This is a genomic window from Aeromonas sobria, assembly GCF_000820145.1.
Lineage (GTDB): Bacteria > Pseudomonadota > Gammaproteobacteria > Enterobacterales > Aeromonadaceae > Aeromonas > Aeromonas sobria.
The window spans coordinates 1-18780 of record NZ_CDBW01000039.1; the positions used below are offsets into that span (position 1 = coordinate 1).

General features: G+C 58.7%; 16 protein-coding genes and 1 pseudogene. 9 read left to right on the forward strand and 8 right to left on the reverse strand.

The window, feature by feature from the left end; genetic code table 11:
* Nucleotides 1-30: 30 nt before the first annotated feature.
* Nucleotides 31-855: a LysR family transcriptional regulator gene (locus BN1135_RS16845; protein WP_042023045.1), complete on the reverse strand. Its 825-nt coding sequence runs from the start codon at nt 853-855 to the stop codon at nt 31-33.
* A gap of 130 nt (nt 856-985) precedes the next feature.
* On the opposite strand from BN1135_RS16845, the gene BN1135_RS16850 reads away from it, so the two are divergent.
* From BN1135_RS16850 to BN1135_RS16880, 7 genes and pseudogenes are all read left to right on the forward strand, one after another.
* Complete coding sequence (locus tag BN1135_RS16850) at nt 986-1864, forward strand: NAD(P)-dependent oxidoreductase (RefSeq protein WP_042023046.1); 879 nt, start codon at nt 986-988, stop codon at nt 1862-1864.
* Nucleotides 1861-2612: pseudogene (locus tag BN1135_RS16855) on the forward strand (SDR family NAD(P)-dependent oxidoreductase). Before BN1135_RS16850 ends, BN1135_RS16855 begins: the two are co-directional and overlap by 4 nt.
* 286 nt (nt 2613-2898) lie before the next feature.
* Complete coding sequence (atcJ, locus tag BN1135_RS16860) at nt 2899-3183, forward strand: cold adaptation protein ActJcold adaptation protein ActJ (RefSeq protein ID WP_042023047.1); 285 nt, start codon at nt 2899-2901, stop codon at nt 3181-3183.
* Nucleotides 3184-3205: 22 nt separating this feature from the next.
* Nucleotides 3206-3736: a cold adaptation protein AtcA gene (atcA, locus tag BN1135_RS16865; protein WP_042023048.1), complete on the forward strand. Its 531-nt coding sequence runs from the start codon at nt 3206-3208 to the stop codon at nt 3734-3736.
* A gap of 12 nt (nt 3737-3748) precedes the next feature.
* On the forward strand, nt 3749-4513 hold the full coding sequence (gene atcB / locus BN1135_RS16870; protein ID WP_042023153.1) for a cold adaptation protein AtcB: 765 nt from the start codon (nt 3749-3751) through the stop codon (nt 4511-4513).
* An 11-nt stretch (nt 4514-4524) separates the two neighbouring features.
* Nucleotides 4525-5421, forward strand: coding sequence for a cold adaptation protein AtcC (gene atcC, locus BN1135_RS16875; protein ID WP_042023049.1), 897 nt, complete (start codon nt 4525-4527; stop codon nt 5419-5421).
* Nucleotides 5422-6115: 694 nt separating this feature from the next.
* On the forward strand, nt 6116-7612 hold the full coding sequence (locus BN1135_RS16880) for a peptide MFS transporter (RefSeq protein WP_042023050.1): 1497 nt from the start codon (nt 6116-6118) through the stop codon (nt 7610-7612).
* A 163-nt stretch (nt 7613-7775) separates the two neighbouring features.
* Here BN1135_RS16880 and BN1135_RS16885 read toward each other — a convergent pair whose 3' ends face one another.
* Entirely contained in the window at nt 7776-8156 is a 381-nt protein-coding gene (locus BN1135_RS16885; RefSeq protein ID WP_042023051.1) for a VOC family protein, read from the reverse strand.
* A gap of 990 nt (nt 8157-9146) precedes the next feature.
* On the opposite strand from BN1135_RS16885, the gene BN1135_RS16890 reads away from it, so the two are divergent.
* A complete protein-coding gene (locus tag BN1135_RS16890; protein ID WP_042023052.1) occupies nt 9147-9968 on the forward strand; it encodes a hypothetical protein in 822 nt (273 codons plus the stop codon).
* A 65-nt stretch (nt 9969-10033) separates the two neighbouring features.
* Here the strand turns inward: BN1135_RS16890 and parC are convergent, their stop codons facing one another.
* The 6 genes from parC to nudF form a co-directional block, all read right to left on the reverse strand.
* Nucleotides 10034-12328, reverse strand: coding sequence for a DNA topoisomerase IV subunit A (parC, locus tag BN1135_RS16895; protein WP_042023053.1), 2295 nt, complete (start codon nt 12326-12328; stop codon nt 10034-10036).
* Nucleotides 12329-12573: 245 nt separating this feature from the next.
* Nucleotides 12574-14463 (reverse strand): DNA topoisomerase IV subunit B, encoded by a 1890-nt coding sequence (gene parE / locus BN1135_RS16900; RefSeq protein WP_042023054.1) that lies wholly within the window; start codon nt 14461-14463, stop codon nt 12574-12576.
* 117 nt (nt 14464-14580) lie between these two features.
* A complete protein-coding gene (locus BN1135_RS16905) occupies nt 14581-15168 on the reverse strand; it encodes a YqiA/YcfP family alpha/beta fold hydrolase (protein ID WP_042023055.1) in 588 nt (195 codons plus the stop codon).
* A 10-nt stretch (nt 15169-15178) separates the two neighbouring features.
* Nucleotides 15179-15997: a 3',5'-cyclic-AMP phosphodiesterase gene (gene cpdA / locus BN1135_RS16910; RefSeq protein ID WP_042023056.1), complete on the reverse strand. Its 819-nt coding sequence runs from the start codon at nt 15995-15997 to the stop codon at nt 15179-15181.
* Between the two features lie 22 nt (nt 15998-16019).
* Entirely contained in the window at nt 16020-16469 is a 450-nt protein-coding gene (locus tag BN1135_RS16915) for a DUF1249 domain-containing protein (protein WP_042023057.1), read from the reverse strand.
* Between the two features lies 1 nt (nt 16470).
* Nucleotides 16471-17112 (reverse strand): ADP-ribose diphosphatase, encoded by a 642-nt coding sequence (gene nudF, locus BN1135_RS16920; protein ID WP_042023058.1) that lies wholly within the window; start codon nt 17110-17112, stop codon nt 16471-16473.
* Nucleotides 17113-17417: 305 nt separating this feature from the next.
* Here nudF and tolC point away from each other — a divergent pair, with 305 nt between their 5' ends.
* Nucleotides 17418-18740, forward strand: coding sequence for an outer membrane channel protein TolC (tolC, locus tag BN1135_RS16925; RefSeq protein ID WP_042023059.1), 1323 nt, complete (start codon nt 17418-17420; stop codon nt 18738-18740).
* Nucleotides 18741-18780: the final 40 nt, after the last annotated feature.

Sequence of the window (18780 nt, forward strand, 5' to 3'; positions counted from 1 at the left end):
AATTGGGACATAGCCTTTTTTATGCCGACATCAGGCGGGGGGCTGCATTCCGCGCATCTGCTCCAGCAGAGCGGTCACCGCCGCCGAGCGCAATGCATCGGGGGCGTAGCAGAGCCCCACCCGCCGCTTGAAGGAGGATGCCGCCAGCTCGGCCACCCCACAGCCGGGCGGGCAGAGTGAACGGGGCAACCAGCCAATCCCCGCCCCTGCGGCCACCATAGTTGCCGCCAGTCGCAACGACCCCGCCCGCCGAGGATAGAGGGGCGCCTGATTTCCGAGGATGGCGATCAGCCGCAGGTGGGAGTCGTGACGCGGACAGGTGACCCAGGGCTCGTCCGCCAGCGCCGCCGGGGTGAGCGCCTCCTTGCCCGCCAGCGGGTGATCCGGCGGCAGCACCAGCACAAACTCCTCCTCCAGCAGGGGGATAAAGAGCTCATCGCCACAGCGCAGGGATTCACACCCCAGCCGCACATCGCCACAGCAGCCCTCCTCCAGGGTCAGCAGGATCTCCTGGTGGGCGAGTGCCCCGTTGACCAGCGCCCCCACCACGCCATCGCCAAGGTCTGCCTCAATCCCCACCGTCACCTCGAGGCAGAGGGAAGTTTCACGAAACTCGCGGGCGAGGGAGTCGGTGTCGGCGATCAGCCGCTTGGCGCGGGGATAGAGCCGGTGCGCCGCTTCGGTCCCCTCCACCCCGCGCGCCTGCCGAACAAACAGGTTCACCCCCAGCTCATCCTCCAGCGCCTTGATGGTGGTGGAAAGGGTGGGCTGGGTGATGAAGAGGCGAGTGGCCGCCGCCGTGATGTTGCGCTCCTCGAAGACAGCCACAAACGCACGCAGAGTTCGCACATCCATAGAATTCACCTATATCAGACAGTCATAAAAGCCATTTTTCACGGCGACATGGGGGCAATATAGTGGCTCACCTGCCACAAGGCATCCCAATTTTCTATATCAACGTCTATCAACACAGCCAGGAGCCATCATGCGCCATCTCTCTGTCATCGGCCTCGGGGCCATGGGCTCCGCCCTCGCCACCACCCTGCTCAAGGCGGGCCATCCGGTCACCGTCTGGAATCGCAGCGCCGCCAAGGCCGCCCCGCTGCAGGCGCTGGGTGCGACACTCGCCCCCTCGGTTGGCCAGACCATTGCCGCGGGAGACATCTCCCTGATCTGCGTCGATAACTACGCCGTCAGCCAGCAGTTGCTGGACGAAGCGAGTGATGCGGTGGCGGGCAAGCTGCTGGTGCAGCTCTCCACCGGCAGCCCGCAGGGGGCCAGAGCTCTGGAGAGCTGGAGCCACGCTCGCGGCGCCCGTTATCTTGATGGCGCCATTCTCTGCTTCCCGGATCAGATCGGCACCAGCGACGCCAGCATCATCTGCTCAGGGGCCAGCGCCGCCTTTAGCGAAGCAGAGCCGGTGCTGCGCCTGCTCGCCCCCACCCTCGACCATGTGGCCGAGGCGGTGGGCGCCGCTGCGGCGCAAGATTGTGCCGTCGCCGCCTACTTTGCCGGTGGTCTGCTCGGTGCTCTGCACGGCGCGCTGATCTGCGAGGCGGAAGGACTGCCGGTAGCCAAGGTGTGCGCCCAGTTCAGCGAGCTGTCGCCGATCTTGGGGGGCGATGTGGCCCACCTTGGCAAGACGCTGGCGAGTGGCGATTTCGATCACCCCTACGCCAGCCTGAAAACCTGGAGCGCCGCCATCAGCCGCCTCGCCGGTCATGCCACCGAGGCCGGAATCGACAGCCGCTTCCCGCGCTTTGCCGCTGATCTGTTTGAAGAGGGGGTGGCGCAAGGGTTTGGCCAGCAGGAGGTGTCGGCCCTGATCAAGGTGCTGCGGGCGCGCAACGGAGCGGCACAATGAACGAGCTGACCCACCAACCGCAAATTGCACTGGTCACCGGCGCCGCTGGCGGGATTGGCCGCCAACTCTGTATCGGGCTGGCCGAGGCGGGCTATCGGGTGATCGCCACCGATCTGGCCCCGCACTCTTTCGACCATCCCGAGATCCACTTTCACCCGCTCGATCTGCGTGACGAGCAGGCCATCGCGCGCCTCTTTGCCGAGGTGCGCGCGCAGCATGGCGGCATCCACTTGCTGATCAACAACGGCGCCATCAGCAAGTTCCACACCCGCTTCGAGGATCTGAGCACAGCCCAGTTCGATCAGGTGATGACGGTCAATGTGCGCGGCGCCATGCTCTGCGCCCGCGCCTTCGTGCAGGCCAACCGCGGGCAGCCCTATGGCCGCATCATCAATATTGCCTCCACCCGCTGGCAGCAGAACGAACCGGGTTGGGATGCCTATGGCGCCTCCAAGGGGCGCTGGTGGCCCTCACCCAGTCCCTCGCCAACTCGCTGGCCGAGTCCCCCATCACGGTCAATGCCATCAGTCCGGGCTGGATCCAGGCGGAGGATTACCACACCCTGACCGAGGCGGATCACCGCCAGCACCCGAGCGGCCGGGTCGGTCGCCCCGACGACATCACCCGCGCCTGCCTCTTTCTGGCGGATCCCCGCAACGACTTTATCAACGGTGCCAATCTGGTGGTCGATGGCGGGATGAGCAAGAAGATGATCTACCACACCTCCGCCTCCTTCTGGGAGCAGTAACCCCGGCGGCGGCATAGCGGCTGCCGCCCCATTTCACCTTCCAATTCCCCCCTGCCCATTTTTTCATCGCCTACCGCTAGATGGCCCTTGTACTGTCGTGGCCGACTGGCAACAATAGCCCTGCAACTGCCCCTCTTCACTCAGCCCCTTAACTCGTCACTCAATTCATCGCTTTAGGGGGGCGTTTCCGTTAAAATGACGGGTTTTTACCGTGCCCGGGTTTCCAATCCCCACCCTCAGGCACCCGCAGTGTGAATCCTATGATGCCAGTGATGCAGGATCTGCCATGAACAACTACTTTCGGGTACTGGGCGTCAAGTCCAATGCCAACGAAAACGACATCAAAAAAGCCTATCGCCGGCTGTCGAACCAGTACCACCCCGATAAGCTGTTAGGGGCGAGCGAAGAAGAACGAGAACTGGCAGCAAGCAAGCTGCACCAGGTAAAGCAAGCCTATGAAGTGCTGTCAGACCCGCAACGACGGGCCGCATTTATCAAAGATTTCAACAACGTCATCGTGACCGATCCCGCTGCTGCCATGCAGGATATGTGGGACCAGTTCTACCCCTGATGCACCAGCCAAAAGAGTGACTATGCAAAAAAAATGGGACCAGGCGCGGATTAAAGCGCTGATGAGTGATGCCAGCGAAAACATTGAATCCTATCGGGATCAAGATCAGCCCAAGGCGCTTGAGCAGTTCACCGGCAAGATGAAGACCCTGCTGCTGGCCGACATGAGCATGCTGGAGTTCATGCCGGAATACCTGCCGCTGGCGCTCTATGGTCGGGTGCAATTTGCGCCCCAGGCAAAGCAGCAGTGGGTCACCTGGCTCACCAGCGGCGTACAACCCTCATGGGACGAGTTCAAGGTATCGGTGGCGTTCAACAATGCCGACCTGCCGCTGGTCAAAGCAGTTCGCGCCCAAAGCGAAGATCAGCTGATCGAAGCCTGCGCCGTGCTGTTCCAGCTCGACAACCCGCTGCCGCGCGGTGGCCACCGTGCCGATGACGACTACGAGTTGCGTGACGACGAAGATGAAGACGGGGAAGATGCCGACGCCGACTATAACGGTGATAGTGACGACGACGGCGATCAGGATATGCACGACGAAGTACGTTTCTAATTGGGGCAACGCATGAACAACAGTCTGATAGAAATTACCGCCATCGAGATCAAAGAGCTGGCCGTGATCGAGCCGAAACAGGCCAGCGAAAGGTTCGAACTGATCGCCCAAACCATGTCTGACGACCAGCTGGCAGAAGTGATTGAGCAGATTGATATCGTCACCCTGACCCAAATCAATGGCCAGCATGACATGTCATTCCCGTCGATCATCTGTGAACTGATGACCCCGGAGCGGATCCGCGACATCGTCTGCCAGCAACCCCTCTACTGGGAAGAGGCGATCAAGAACAACGCCGACGAGCTGCAACAGCACACCTTCGACTTTCTCAACTACCTGATCCGCACCCAGGACAGCGAAGCCAAGCAGACTGAAATTCTGGAGTGCATCGCCGACGATCCGGCCGGTCTTTTCTATCTCTCCATCCCCTTTATCGAGTTCTACCGCGGTGAGTGCATCGACGATGAAGAGGGCTCGCACGACGTGCTGCACGCCGAAGAGGAAGATCTGGAAGAGGCGCTCTCCTACAGCAATCGCCAGCAGAGTGAAAATGCTCACGACTACTCACTCGATGATCCGCGCAGCCTGTTGATGCTGATCCGCGAGCTGACCCCTGAGGTGGAGAAGGCGATCAAGGCACTGCTGCGCAATGAGCACTCCAGCTGGGAAGGGATCATCAGCAAGTTCGCCAGCGAGCTGGTGATGCAAGCCAAAGAGAAGAACAAGGTCGAGGACGAGTACGCCGAAGTCGACGACATGTTCAGCTTTCTGGATTAAGGGACCCCGTCATGCAACTGGTTATACGCGATGTCAATCAGGGCCCATTCCTCACGCAGGTACTGCGCTTTGGCCGCGAAAACGAACGCTTGAGCGATCAGCAACTGGCCGCCATCAAGGGCAAGGCCGGACTGATGAGCCTGAAGTTTGCCGATAAGTACTACAACAAGTACAAGATGCACCTGCTGGAGCAGGCCGCCCACGACGTGATCGGGGTAGTGAGCCTCGGCCTGCTGGAGCTCTCCCAGCGCGACACCGCCAAAGCGCTCGCCTTGCTGCAGGCACCGGAAGGGCCCATCAAGCCGTTCCAGAAGGGCTGGTCGATGCTGATCTCGGTCAGCACCGGCGGCAACAGCCTCTATGGCGAGGTAGATGCCCGTCTGCTGGACAAGATCTCCAGCCCCCCCGATGTGGAGGAGTGGCAAGGGTGGCAGGAGTACGAAAAAGCCCAGGTGGAGCATAACAAGGTCCGGCTGATGAGCCTGATTGATCAGCACTTCTTCGCCTGTGAAAACGACCACCCGACCATGGAAGACAAGCTGGCCGAAGCGCTGCTCTATCGCATTCTGTGCGGCAATGGCAGCGGCGCGGCCCCACTGAAGGTGAAGCAGGATCTCAAGCGCAAACTGGCGCGGGAAATCGTGCTGCAAGAGGAGTGGTACGACACCGGCTATCTGGCCACCCAGCTGACATTGCTGCTGGCGGAACTGCCAAGCGAGCTGATCGCCGGTCTGCGGCAGGAGCTCAGCAAGGGGTTTGTCGCCAACCTGCTGCACACCCTCGGCTTTGTGCGCCAGTACCAGCTGCTGCAAAAAGAGCACGCCTCGCCGGAGAAGCTCGACAACGTCGAGATGCGCGCCGGTCTGCGCCATCCGCTGCTCGGCTGGCCGCTCTACCACGACTTCTAAGGCGCGTTTCGCCGCCCGTTCAGTCGTTGCACAACGCCCGGCTCGCCGGGCGTTGTTATATCCGGCGACAAACACATCCCCTCACCCTGACCCTCTCCCAAGGGGAGAGGGGACAAATACCTGCCAGCTTCAAACCAGCAAGTAGGGTGCAATAAGCGCAGCGCATTGCACCTGCAAACAATAAGGGTGGAATAAGCGCAGCGCATTGCACCTGTAGCATTTGCCCCTATCGCATTGCACCGACAACGCTGGCGGTACAATTCACCTTGTTTATTGCCCCTACGGCTACCGCCCCTCTCCCCCAATATTTATTCACGCAACTTACCAAGGTGAATAAATAGCCAACGCCCTCACTGTCATACCGTGGCGACTAGACAGGGTAAAAATCGGATATGGATCGTGCAACCGAGCCAACCATAGCGCCAGATGGCCAACAAGATCACATATAACCCGCAACTACCGAGCAGGTAACAAGGGGATAGCGACAGCAGGAAGCGCATAAAAAGGCGAAATAGATCAATAAAAAGCAATTAATCGCGCCTGATTAAATTTAAGATCTGGCAATTTAATCGCGCTGAACGCTAAATGACAAACCAGTCTTTAAAGCAGTATGGAAGCGCCAAAGGCTAGCCGGTCACTGACTGGCACACTCTCAGGATGAGTTGTGATTTTCTCTTCTCACAGGAGACAAACCGTGAGCGCTTCAGCACCACACCCTCATCACGCCGCCGTTCCACCCGGCTCAGGCGCCCTGTTCTTTATCCAGACCTTCGCCACCCTGGGTTTTGCCGTGCTCTACTCCACTCTGGTGCTCTACGCCACCAAGCGGCTCGGCTTTAGCGAATCCCAGGCCAACGCCATGATGGGGATCTTCGGCGCCTTCAACTACGGCCTGCACCTGTTTGGCGGCTACCTCGGCGGACGCTTCCTCAGCAACCGCAACCTGTTTGTGATGGGGATGGTCTTGCAGGTGATCGGCTGCTACCTCATCGCCGAGATGGGGATCACCGGCCTCTACTGGGGGCTCGCCATGTTCCTCACCGGCAGCGGCCTCAACGTCACCTGCCTCAACATGATGCTGACCCAGCGCTTCGCCCCGGACGATCACCGCCGCGAGAGCGCCTTCTTGTGGAACTACGCCGGGATGAATCTGGGCTTCTTTATGGGCTTCTCGGTGGCGGGCTACTTCCAGCTCACCGAGGATTACCGCACCCTGTTCCTGTTCGCCACCCTCGGCAACGTGCTGGCCATCATCGCCACCCTGTTCTTCTGGCCCATTCTGGCGGATATCAACACCCCGCTGCGCCACATCAAGGGGCGCGGCTTCTACCTGCGGATGCTCGGCGGCCTCGCCATTCTGGCGCTGCTGGTGCCCGCCCTGCGCCTGCTGCTGACCCACGCCAGCTTTAGCGGCAGCTTCGTGCTGATGCTGGGAGCCGTGGTGCTGGTGCTGCTCTGCGTGATGACCGCCCGCCACCCGGACGCCGCCGAGCGCAGCCGCATGGTGGCCTATCTGATCCTCGCCCTCGGTTCCCTGATCTTCTGGTCACTCTACCAGCTGGCGCCGATGGGGCTGATGCTCTTCTCCGAGCACAACATCAACCTCAACGTGTTCGGGCTGCGGGTCGCCCCCCAGTGGATCCAGAACATCAACACCAGCGTCATCGTCATCGGCGGCCCACTGATGGCGCTGCTGTTCAAGCGGTTGCGCGAGCAGGGCTGGAACATCGACATCCCCTCCCAGTTTGCCGCCTCGCTGTTCTGCATGGGACTGGGGATGCTGGTGCTGCCGATCGGCATCCATCTGGCGGGCGCCGACGGGCTGGTCGCCTTCAAGTGGATCGCCATCAGCTATGTGCTGCAGAGTCTGGGCGAGCTGCTGATCTCCCCCATCGGCTACGCCATGATTGGCAAGCTGGCCCCCGCCAGCCTGCAAGGCTTGATGATGGGCTGCTGGATGATGGTGACCGGCGTTGCCTCGGTGCTGGCGGGGTATGTCTCCGGCGCCATGCCGCAAAATATCGGCAGCACCCCGGTCGCCACCAACCCGGGTTACAGCTCGGTATTCAATATGCTCGGCTGGGGCTCGCTGGCTGGCGGCGTGGTGTTGCTACTGCTGGTGCCCCGCCTGCGCCAGTTGATCGCCTCCAAGATCACCCCGCCACCAGCGGCCACTGCCATTCCCGTCTGATCGGGTTCGGGCCAGCCATTTTATTGGCCCCTGCCAGCGTGAACGGTTGAATCAGCAACGCGGCTGATAATGCAAAGGGCCCCGCCATCATAGATGGCGGGGCCCTCGCTTTTTGGCAGATTTGATGGCCCGCACCGATTGTCTAACGCCTGTTCAGGCTTCGCTAATCAGCGCAAATCGCCTTATCCAGCAAGGCAATCCGGTTACCTTCAGAGTCCTGAAACTCGGCCACCTTGATGGCTTCACCCACCAGAGTCACGGGATAAAGCAACTTGGCGCCTGCCAACAGCGCATCCGCCATCACCTGCTCAATATTGTTCACCGTCAGATAAATCCGCGTGCCATCCAGACTCGGAACATAACTCTCCCCTCTGGCCAACGCACCAGAACAGCCTTTCGCGCCATCAATAAACGGGAATAGCGCCATTTCATTGCCATCAATCTGTGCACGTTCGAACTCGATTTCAAAAACGGCAGAGTAGAAGGCGATTGCTCGCTGCATATCCGTTACCGGAATCTCAAAATGCATCCCAATATTTACCATCGAACCCCTTCCTTGTTAGTTAGCGATAGCGCCATGCAGGCGAAATCATGCTCCCATTATTGCCATGATGCCATCGACAAGCAGCAGAGCGTTAAATAACACAGAGGCAAGTAGGGTCGATTAGCGAAGCGTAATCGGCCGCACCGGTTATCCGGTCGCGAGCAGGCAAAAGAGAAAGGACGTAGGGTGCAATAAGCGAAGCGCATTGCACCGGCAGCCTCGCGGGGTCAATTACGGTGCAATTCACCTTGTTCATTGCACCCTACGGTTACCTCCTCTCACCCTAGCCCTCTCCCAAGGGGAGAGGGGACAAGTATCTGCCAACCTCGGGCCGTGGTGGTCATGCCATCACCGGCAGTAATTCCAGCGCCCCCTTCTCCTACTCTTTGCCATAAACAAGGGGAGAAGGGTCGGGGATGAGGGGGAGCAAGCCATCACAGCGGAAGCCATCAACAAGCAGCAGCGCGTCAAATAACACCGAGGCCAGTAGGGTCGATTAGCGAAGCGTAATCGGCCGCACCGGTTATCCGGTCGCGAGCAAGCAAAAGAGAAAGGACGTAGGGTGCAATAAGCGAAGCGCATTGCACCGGCAACCTCACGGGGTCAATTACGGTGCAATTCACCTTGTTCATTGCACCCTACGGTTACCTCCCCTCACCCTAGCCCTCTCCCAAGGGGAGAGGGCACAAGTGCCTGCCAACCTGCAACCGTAGCTGTCTCGCCATTCCAAAATTGCTGCGATCTGCGCCCCCTTCTCCCACTCTTTGCCATAAACAAGGGGAGAAGGGCTGGGGATTAGCGGGAGCAAAAGAAGTAATTACCAGCCATATTGCGGCAACCGGCTCTCGCGAAAGTCTGATTACGCTTCGCTAATCAAACCTACGGCCCTGATATGCAAATAATGTTTAACCCGTCACATATTCAAACAAACAAAAATATTAAAATTACACGATACCCCTTTAAATTCGAAAGTTGAAAACTGGTGTAAATATGTCCAATGAGAATAATGATGTTGAAAAAACCAAACAACTAATATCTACAGGCTCAGAAATAGCAGGTGCTGCAGTAGGCGGCGCTATTGGATTTTTTGCTGCAGGCCCAATAGGTGCTGCAGGAGCAGGGTCACTTGGTGTTGTTTTAGCTAAAGCAGGTGCAAAATTATTAGGGGATATTGCAGATCGTGTTATGTCTGATAGGGAAAAAATAAGAGTTGGAGCAACCGCAGCAATCGCTTTTGATAAGATAAATAAAAATAATCAAGCAGGATTAAAACCAAGGGCAGATGAATTTTTCAGCTCAAACAATAGCGCCCGTAGCCAATCAGAAGAGATCCTTGAAGGAACACTAAAAAAAGCTCGAGACGAGTACGAAGAGAAAAAATTAGAGTTTCTAGGAAATTTTTATGCAAACGTAGCTTATTCGTCGGGTGTCAGTGTAGATGAAGCCAATTATTATTTAAGACTTTTTGACACAATCACATATCGTCAACTTTGTATTGTCTGTCTCGCTTTCATGAAACCATACCATATTGACTTCCAAAACCTTAGAGATAACGATTATCGAACCTATAACAACAATATGCTAGCCACCAAGGCTATTTTACTTCAAGAAGTTTTTGAACTAGATAAGCTAGGGCTCGTTGGCTGCAGAACTAATGATGGTAATGGATACTCAGCTCTACTAGGATGGTCTGATATTGTTCCATCTAAGATGGAATTAACAGCATTAGGAGAGAGATTCCAGTCATTATTTATGGGGGGTGGGAAGTTAACACTGTTAGATATAGACGCAGTTGCTGTGCAGTTAAGATAAAGAATAGGTGTTATCTACAGCCCCTTTTAGAAGAAGGGCGATTTCGCGCCCTTCATTATTATTAATTACCCTTCCTGATTTTCCCCGGCCACCGGCTCGGCACCGGCTGCGGGTTCTATCTCGATGCGATCGACGCGCTGCAAACCACGGGGCAGCTTGGCGCCTCGGCGGCCGCGCTCGCCGCGGTAGTAGTCGAGATCCGAGGGCTTGAGGGTCAGCTTACGCTTGCCGGCAAACAGGGTGACATATTGCCCCTGCGGGATAATGGCGGCCATCACCATAAACTCTTCCCGCGCTTTCACGCGAGCCGACGGAATGCTGATGAGCTTGTTCCCCTTGCCCTTGCCGAGTACCGGCAGGGTGTTGAGCGGGAACAGCAGCATGCGCCCTTCGTTGGAGATGGCCATGCAGAGATCGGTCTCTGGCGAGCCAATCTTCTGGGGTGCCATCACCTGACCCCCTTCCGGCACGGTGAGCAGTGCCTTGCCGTTCTTGTTCTTGCCGATGAGATCGTCATAGGTGCAGACAAAGCCGTAACCGGCATCGCTCGCGATCAGATACGGCTCACCCTCATTGCCCATCACCAGATGGCGCACCTCTTCCCCCGCCCCCAGCGCAAAGCGGCCGGTGAGCGGTTCGCCCTGACTGCGGGCAGATGGCAAGGTGTGGGATTCGAGGGCGTAGGTTCGACCCAAAGTGGAGAGGAACACCGCCTGCTGGTTGCTGCGACCACAGGCGTGGGCCAGATAATTATCCCCCGCCTTGTAGGAGAGGCCCGCCACATCCACATCATGGCCCTTGGCGGCGCGCACCCAACCTTTATCGGAGAGGATGACGGTGACAGGCTCGCTCGGGGTCAGCTCTTTTTCAGTCAGGGCTACCGCGCTGGCGCGCTCCACCAGGGGGGTGCGGCGATCGTCGCCGTACTTCTCGGCATCCGCCAGCAGCTCTTTCTTGAGCAGGGTATTGAGGCGGCGCTCGGAGCCCAGGATCAGTTGCAGCTTGTCCCGTTCAATCGCCAGTTCATCCTGCTCGGCGCGCAGCTTGAACTCTTCGAGCTTGGCCAGATGGCGCAGTTTGATCTCGAGGATCGCTTCGGCCTGGGTCTCGCTGATATTGAAGCGCTCCACCATCACCTTGCCCGGCTCATCCTCGGTGCGGATGATCTCGATCACCTCGTCGATATTGAGATAGGCCACCAGCAAGCCTTCGAGGATGTGCAGGCGAGCCAGCACCTTGTCGAGGCGATACTGCAAGCGACGACGTACTGTCTCACGGCGGAAGATGATCCACTCGGAGAGGATCATCTTGAGGGTCTTCACCTGCGGCCGGTTGTCGAGGCCGAGGATGTTGAGGTTGACCCGGTAGTTCTTCTCCAGATCCGTGGTGGCGAACAGGTGGGCCATCAGCCCCTCCACATCCACCCGGTTGGAGCGGGGGATGATCACCAGACGGGTCGGGTTCTCATGGTCCGATTCATCGCGCAGATCACTGACCATTGGCAGCTTTTTCGCCACCATCTGGGCGGCGATCTGCTCCATGATCTTGGCGCCGGAGGCCTGATGGGGCAGCGCGGTGATGACGATGTCGCCATCCTCCTCGCTCCAGACCGCCCGCTGCTTGATGGAGCCCTTACCGGTCTCGTAGATTTTACGAATATCGCCCTGCGGGGTGATGATCTCGGCATTGGTCGGGTAGTCCGGCCCCTTGATGTGCGACATCAGCACGTCCAACCCCGCATCGGGGTTGTCGAGCAGCTCGGCACAGGCGTAGGCCACTTCCCGCGCGTTGTGGGGCGGGATGTCGGTCGCCATCCCCACCGCGATACCGGTAATACCGTTGAGCAGGATATGGGGCAGGCGGGCAGGCAGCACTACCGGCTCTTTCATGGTGCCGTCAAAGTTCGGCGTCCACTCCACAGTGCCTTGGCCCAATTCCGAGAGCAGCAGCTCGGAGAAGCGCGACAGCCGCGCCTCGGTATAACGCATGGCGGCGAAGGATTTGGGATCGTCCGGCGCACCCCAGTTACCCTGACCGTCCACCAGCGGGTAGCGGTAGGAGAAGGGCTGAGCCATCAGCACCATGGCTTCATAACAGGCGCTGTCACCGTGGGGGTGGTACTTACCCAGCACGTCACCCACGGTACGGGCGGACTTCTTGTGCTTGGAGAGGGCCGACAGCCCCAACTCGCTCATGGCGTAGATGATGCGCCGCTGCACCGGTTTGAGGCCATCGCCAATATGCGGCAAGGCCCGATCCATGATGACGTACATGGAGTAGTTCAAGTAAGCCTGTTCGGTAAAGGTGCGCATTGGCTGGCGCTCTACCCCGTCCAGACTGAGCTCGATAGCATCACTCATATGTTTTTCTCTTGCTATGGTGCGCCCTCACAGGACGCGCCTGAAATGCAGGTCGGCAGGTGGCCGACTGTTTGAAAGCAGGGACTATGGTGTCACCTCTCCCCCTCATCCCCAGCCCTTCTCCCGCAAGGGGAGAAGGGGGCAGAACGGCGTGCTGCGGATAAAGGGCGGATAACCTGCCAGCCACAGCTCCCCTGAACGGGGAGCAGATAGCCGTGGTTGCGGCCATCGGGTCACCACCTGCGCTAGATGATGGCAAGGTTGCCCTTCTCTTCCAGCCACTCACGGCGATCGCCGGAGCGTTTTTTGGCTAGCAGCATGTCCATCAGTTGCAGGGTCTCTTCCCCTTGCTCATCCATGGTGAGCTGCACCAGACGGCGGGTATTGGGATCCATGGTGGTTTCCCGCAGCTGTTTCGGGTTCATCTCACCCAGACCCTTGAATCGGGTCACCATCACCTTGCCTTTCTTCTTCTCTGCCTCGACCCGCTGCAGCACACCGTTCTTCTCGTCCTCGTCGAGGGCGTAGTAGACCTCTTTACCGATATCGATCCGGTAGAGCGGCGGCATGGCGACATAGACGTGGCCCTTGTTGACCAGGGTGCGGAAGTGCCTCACAAACAGGGCGCAGAGCAGGGTGGCGATGTGCAGACCGTCCGAGTCCGCATCCGCGAGGATGCACACCTTGCCGTAGCGCAAGCCGCTGAGATCTTCGGAGTCGGGATCGAGCCCGATGGCCACCGAAATATCGTGCACTTCCTGCGAGGCGAGCACCTGACCGGCCTCCACTTCCCAGGTATTCAGGATCTTGCCGCGCAGGGGCATGATGGCCTGAAACTCGCGATCCCGCGCCTGCTTGGCACTGCCGCCCGCGGAGTCACCCTCCACCAGGAACAGTTCGCCCTGCATGGGGTCGGCACAGTTGCAGTCAGTCAGCTTGCCGGGCAGCGCCGGGCCTTGGGTAATCTTCTTGCGCACCACCGTCTTGGCGGCGCGCAGTCGGCGCTGGGCACTGCTGATGCAGATCTCGGCGATCTGCTCCGCCAGCTCGGTGTTGCTGTTCAAGTAAAGGCTGAAGGCATCCTTCACCACGCCGGAGACAAAAGCAGAACTCTGGCGTGACGAGAGCCGCTCCTTGGTCTGACCGGCAAACTGCGGATCCTGCATCTTGACGGAGAGGATGTAGGCGCAGCGATCCCAGATATCTTCCGGGGTCAGCTTGACCCCGCGCGGCAACAGGTTGCGGAACTCGCAGAACTCGCGCATGGCGTCGAGCAGCCCCTGACGCAGACCGTTGACGTGAGTACCGCCCTGGGCAGTGGGGATCAGGTTGACATAGGATTCGGCGAGGCATTCGCCCCCTTCCGGCAGCCAGCAGAGTGCCCAGTCCACGGCGGACTGTTCGGTGCTGAAGGCGCCGATAAAGGGCTGCTCCGGCAGGCAGGTGAACTGCTTGACCGCATCGACCAGATAATCCTTGAGGCCATCCTCGTAGCACCACTCCAGCTTGATGCCGGTGTTCTTGTCGAGGAACTTGATGGTGAGGCCGGGGCAGAGTACCGCCTTGGCCTTGAGCAGGTGCTCCAGCTTGGTGACCGAAAAGCGGGGCGAGTCGAAGTAGCTCGCCTGCGGCCAGAAGCGCACCCGGGTGCCGGTGTTGCGGCGGCCACAGGTGCCGGTAATGGTCAGCTCCTGCACCTTGTCGCCACGCTCGAAGGCGATGTCATAGACCTGACCGTCGCGACGCACCGTCACCTCGACCCGATCGGAAAGGGCGTTCACCACAGAGATGCCCACCCCGTGCAGACCGCCGGAAAACTGATAGTTCTTGTTGGAGAATTTGCCGCCCGCGTGCAGCTTGCAGAGGATCAGCTCCACACCGCACACCCCTTCCTCCGGGTGGATATCGACCGGCATGCCGCGGCCGTCATCGATCACCTCGAGGGACTGGTCTTCAAACAGGGTCACCTCCAGGGTACGAGCATGACCCGCCAGCGCCTCGTCGACGCTGTTATCGATGACCTCCTGACCGAGGTGATTGGGCCGGGTGGTGTCGGTATACATGCCGGGGCGACGGCGCACCGGTTCAAGGCCATTGAGGACCTCAATGGCATCCGCATTGTATTGAGTAGACATGGAGGGCCTTGCGAATTGACGTTTGGAGGGAATCTTAACTGCTAGGCGGGAGCAGAACAAACTCCCCGCGCCGAAAGCTTGATCTGGAGAGGGACAGCACGAGGCTGCCCCGCATTGCTACAACCCCAGAAAGCGGATGATCTGGGCGGGATAGCGCTCAAACGCCACAAAGGCGTGGTTGCCACCGCACTCCAGCGACAGGCGAGCGAAGCGATACTCTTCCAGCGCCTTGCGATAGTCGAGCACTTCATCGTCCTGCTGTTGCAGGATCCAGAGCCGCTCGGGGGCCGTTACCGGCACCGCCAACCCACGCAGCTCATCGATGTGCGCTGGCAGCAGCTGGTACTGCTCGTTGGTATAGGGGTTGGTCTGGGGGCCAATATAGTCGCACAGCAACTCATGAGGGCGTACAGCCGGATTGATCAGCGCGGCGCGGCAACCGTATTGCTCGCTGATCCGGGTTGCCATAAAGCCGCCGAGGGAGCTGCCCACGGCACCGAGCTTGAACCCGCGACCATAACGGGCGGCAAGATCAGCGAGGGTCTGCTCGATAGCCGCCCAGGCCGCCGCAGGGGTATTGGGCTGGGCCGGGATGATCACCTCGATGTCAGGCCGGTTGGCTGCCACCCAAGCCGCCATCTGCTGCGCCTTGGCGGAGCCCGGAGAGGAGTTGAACCCATGCAGATAAAGGAGAACCGACTTCATGCAATCCTCCTCAATAACCGGTGGCGTTGGGGTCGGGCACAAACTGCCCCACCGGCAGACGCCACACCTCGCTGGCCACCCGCCCATCCGGATAGAGGGTGAGATAGCGCCAACCCGGGCCCGACTCGTCCAGCGCAAAGCCATCGCAGAGGGGCTTGAACTGGATGCAGGTGGAGGGACTGGCAATCAGCCGCACCCCGTGGTGCACCTCGTCAAACTCCTGATGGACGTGGCCGAACAGGATGGTTTTTTGCTGCGGGTGACGGGCCAGCACGGCAAACAGGTCATCGGCATTCTTGAGATTGTGCTGATCCAGCCAGGCGCAGCCCACCGGCACCGCCTGATGGTGCAGGGTGATAAGGGCATGGCGATCGGGATATTGGCGCAGTGCGCGGTCGAGGGCCGCCAGCTGGTGATCACCGAGCACGCCGTGGGGTTTGCCGCGCACCTGGGTATCGAGCAGGATCACCTGCCAGTGATCCCCCACCAGCTGCTTGGCTTCGCTGATCCCGGCGGCATGGAGGTATTCGGTCATCAGCGGGCTGTCGTCGTGGTTGCCGGGCAACCAGTAGATAGGGCGGCTAAGGGGCGCCATCATGGAAGCAAAACGCTGATAGGATTCCGGACTGTGATCCTGCGACAGATCGCCGGTAGCCAGGATCACGTCATAAGGATGCGGGTTGGCTTGCACCTGTTCCAGCACGGCGGCCAGACTCTCTGCGGTGCGCACAGCCAATAGCCGTCCCTCTTGACTGGCAAAGAGGTGGGTATCGGTAATTTGCAACAGGCGCAGACTACCGTCCTGCGCCTGGGGGAGATCTGTTTCCAAAATCACGCTTCTTGTTATTTGTTCAACTGGAGATATTGATCGGGCTGGTACCATGTCTGAGACAAAATTTTAGCCATTCGGCCAGAAACAGATTTACCTGCTCCTTTTCATCCCGCTGGTGCATCTTTTTATTGGGATAATCATAACTTGGTTGCAAGCGGGAAATCTGTTGCGCTGCACACACTTCCGCCATCCGCACGTCATGATACAAACGAATCTCGATTTGAGCCTGCAGGTATTCGGGCAATTCGGGATTGTGCTGGCTCAGGATCACCTGACTGGTGAAACGGCTGTCACCACTGATGGTGAGCTCAAATTGCAAATCGTTACCGACCCGATAGCGGCGCACCGCGCCCACCACCCCTTCCGGGGGTAGCAACTTCATCAAGGCCATATAATTAACCTCGCAAGTACGTTGCAAGGCCATCAAATCTGGCACATGACGCTTGCGCTGTTGCAGGGTCAGCGCCATCTTAGCGATCTGCCAGCCAGCGGGCTCGTAGCTCGCCATGGTTAAGGGCCAGCCACTGCAGGGCAATGACCGAGGCGGCGTTGTCGATGCGCCCCTCTTTGAGCCAGGCATAGGCCTGCTCGCGACTCACAACATGCACCCGGATATCTTCCCCCTCGTCCGCCAGACCGTGCAGCCCCTCAGCCTTGCTGGCATCCACCTCGCCCACATAGACCTCGATCCGCTCGGTGCTGCCGCCAGGGCTCACCAGATAGCTGATGGCGTGCTCGCAGCGGGCGACCTCGATCCCCGCCTCTTCCACCGCTTCCCGCCGCACCACCGCCTCGGCAGTTTCACCTTCGTCGATAATGCCGGCTACCAGCTCCAGCAGCCAGGGGGTCGGGCAGGTCTCCATAGCGCCGATCCGGAACTGCTCCACCAGCACTATCTGATCGCGCACCGGATCATAAGGCAGCAGCGCCGCAGCATGGCCGCGCTCGAACAGCTCGCGCACAATGGGCTCATTCCAGCCACCGGCAAATAACCTGTGCTGTAGCCGATAGACGTTCACCTTGAAGAAGCCGTTATATCCAGCTGATTTTTCGATGATTTTTACATCATTGGTGGCGTAGTGACGATCTTGTGGCAAGGGTTGCTGCGACATCCGGGACTCCCGTCAGCTTGACTTGTATCAGTTTGACCATAAAATCCGAGAAACATGAATGAACGTTCATTCACTCGGTATGCCATGGTAATGAGGGGTGGATTTTAGCAGCCACAGACCATTTGGCTAGGCGCGTGGGGAGAAAACTGCTTCCAGTTCTTGACGTTCCCGTTACCGGACCCGAGACTCTTCGCATTAAAATTTGCTTATAGTAGAGTGATTAAGCTGCAATTAAGCTTGGTCGGTGACAATATTTACCCTCTCCAGCAACCCGTTTGGATTACTACACAAGGTTAAATCGATCTATGAAAAGAACACTTTTGTCCGTCATGGTGTTGCTGGGCGTCAGTGCCGGTGCCCATGCCGAAAACCTGCTCGACATCTATCAACAAGCCCAGCTCAAAGACCCGCAGTTGCTGCAATCCAAAGCTGTGCGTGACCAGGCATTCGAGAAGATCAACGAATCTCGCGCCTCATTGTTGCCACAAATCAATCTGGGTGCTGGCCTGAACTACCTGCAAAACAAGGGTGATACCCAGACTGGTACTACCGCCAGCGGCAACCTCTCACTGGATCAATCCATCTATCGCCGTAGCAACTGGATCAATCTGGATCTGACCGAGAAGAGCGCGACCCAATCTGACGTGAGCTATAACCTCGAAATCCAGAACCTGATGCTGCGCAGCGCCCAGGCCTATTTCAACGTGCTCAAGGCGATGGATACCCTGGAGTTCGTGCAGGCCAACAAAGTAGCCGTAGAGCGTCAGCTGGAACAGACCCAGCAGCGTTTTGAAGTGGGCCTGACCGCCATCACCGACGTTCATGAAGCTGAAGCCTCCCGTGACCAGGCGCTGGCCGACGAGATCAATGCAGAGAATGAGCTGGCCAACAGCTACGAAACCCTGCGCGAGCTGACCGGTATCGATCACCGCAATCTGGATGTGCTGAACACCGATCGTTTCACGCCGCAAAAAACCACCTTTGGCTCCGACAAGTGGCTGGAGTTGGCGCTGGACAAGAACCTGCAACTGCATAACGCCCGCATCACCAAGGACATCGCCAAAGAGCAGATCGATCTGGCCAAGACAGGTCATGAGCCGACTCTGGATCTGGGTGCCGGTCTGCAGAGCAGCAACACCGATTACAAGAACGACACTCCGGGCATGAGCAGTGAAAACTCGCAAGGCAACATTGGCCTGACCTTCAAGCTGCCGATCTACAGCGGTGGTGCCACTACGTCCAAAGTGAAGCAGGCCCAATTCAACTATGTGGCCGCCAGCGAACTGCTGGAGAAAAACTTCCGCTCGGTACAGAGTACGGTGCGCTCCTCCTACAACAACGTGAACGCCAGCATCGGCTCGGTACGCGCCTACAGCCAGTCCGTGGTCTCCGCCGATAGCGCCCTGAAAGCGACCGAAGCCGGTTACGAAGTGGGCACCCGCACCATCGTCGATGTGCTGGACTCCACCCGCAAGCTGTACGATGCCAAGCAGAAACTCTCTGCCGCCCGTTACAACTACATCCTCAACATCCTCAGCCTGAAACAGGCTGCCGGTGTGCTGGAAGCGCAGGATCTGGTAGAAGTGAACCAGGGTCTGATGCCTGCCACGGCAAAAACCAAAGCCTGATAGCCGTTATCGGGAATGAAAAAGGCGACCGCAAGGTCGC

Bases quoted from the DNA above. Each gene is read 5' to 3' on its own strand.
- BN1135_RS16845 (WP_042023045.1), bottom strand. From the start codon at position 855: ATGGATGTGCGAACTCTGCGTGCGTTTGTGGCTGTCTTCGAGGAGCGC.
- BN1135_RS16850 (WP_042023046.1), top strand. From the start codon at position 986: ATGCGCCATCTCTCTGTCATCGGCCTCGGGGCCATGGGCTCCGCCCTC.
- atcJ (WP_042023047.1), top strand. From the start codon at position 2,899: ATGAACAACTACTTTCGGGTACTGGGCGTCAAGTCCAATGCCAACGAA.
- atcA (WP_042023048.1), top strand. From the start codon at position 3,206: ATGCAAAAAAAATGGGACCAGGCGCGGATTAAAGCGCTGATGAGTGAT.
- atcB (WP_042023153.1), top strand. From the start codon at position 3,749: ATGAACAACAGTCTGATAGAAATTACCGCCATCGAGATCAAAGAGCTG.
- atcC (WP_042023049.1), top strand. From the start codon at position 4,525: ATGCAACTGGTTATACGCGATGTCAATCAGGGCCCATTCCTCACGCAG.
- BN1135_RS16885 (WP_042023051.1), bottom strand. From the start codon at position 8,156: ATGGTAAATATTGGGATGCATTTTGAGATTCCGGTAACGGATATGCAG.
- BN1135_RS16890 (WP_042023052.1), top strand. From the start codon at position 9,147: ATGTCCAATGAGAATAATGATGTTGAAAAAACCAAACAACTAATATCT.
- parC (WP_042023053.1), bottom strand. From the start codon at position 12,328: ATGAGTGATGCTATCGAGCTCAGTCTGGACGGGGTAGAGCGCCAGCCA.
- parE (WP_042023054.1), bottom strand. From the start codon at position 14,463: ATGTCTACTCAATACAATGCGGATGCCATTGAGGTCCTCAATGGCCTT.
- BN1135_RS16905 (WP_042023055.1), bottom strand. From the start codon at position 15,168: ATGAAGTCGGTTCTCCTTTATCTGCATGGGTTCAACTCCTCTCCGGGC.
- BN1135_RS16915 (WP_042023057.1), bottom strand. From the start codon at position 16,469: ATGGCGCTGACCCTGCAACAGCGCAAGCGTCATGTGCCAGATTTGATG.
- nudF (WP_042023058.1), bottom strand. From the start codon at position 17,112: ATGTCGCAGCAACCCTTGCCACAAGATCGTCACTACGCCACCAATGAT.
- tolC (WP_042023059.1), top strand. From the start codon at position 17,418: ATGAAAAGAACACTTTTGTCCGTCATGGTGTTGCTGGGCGTCAGTGCC.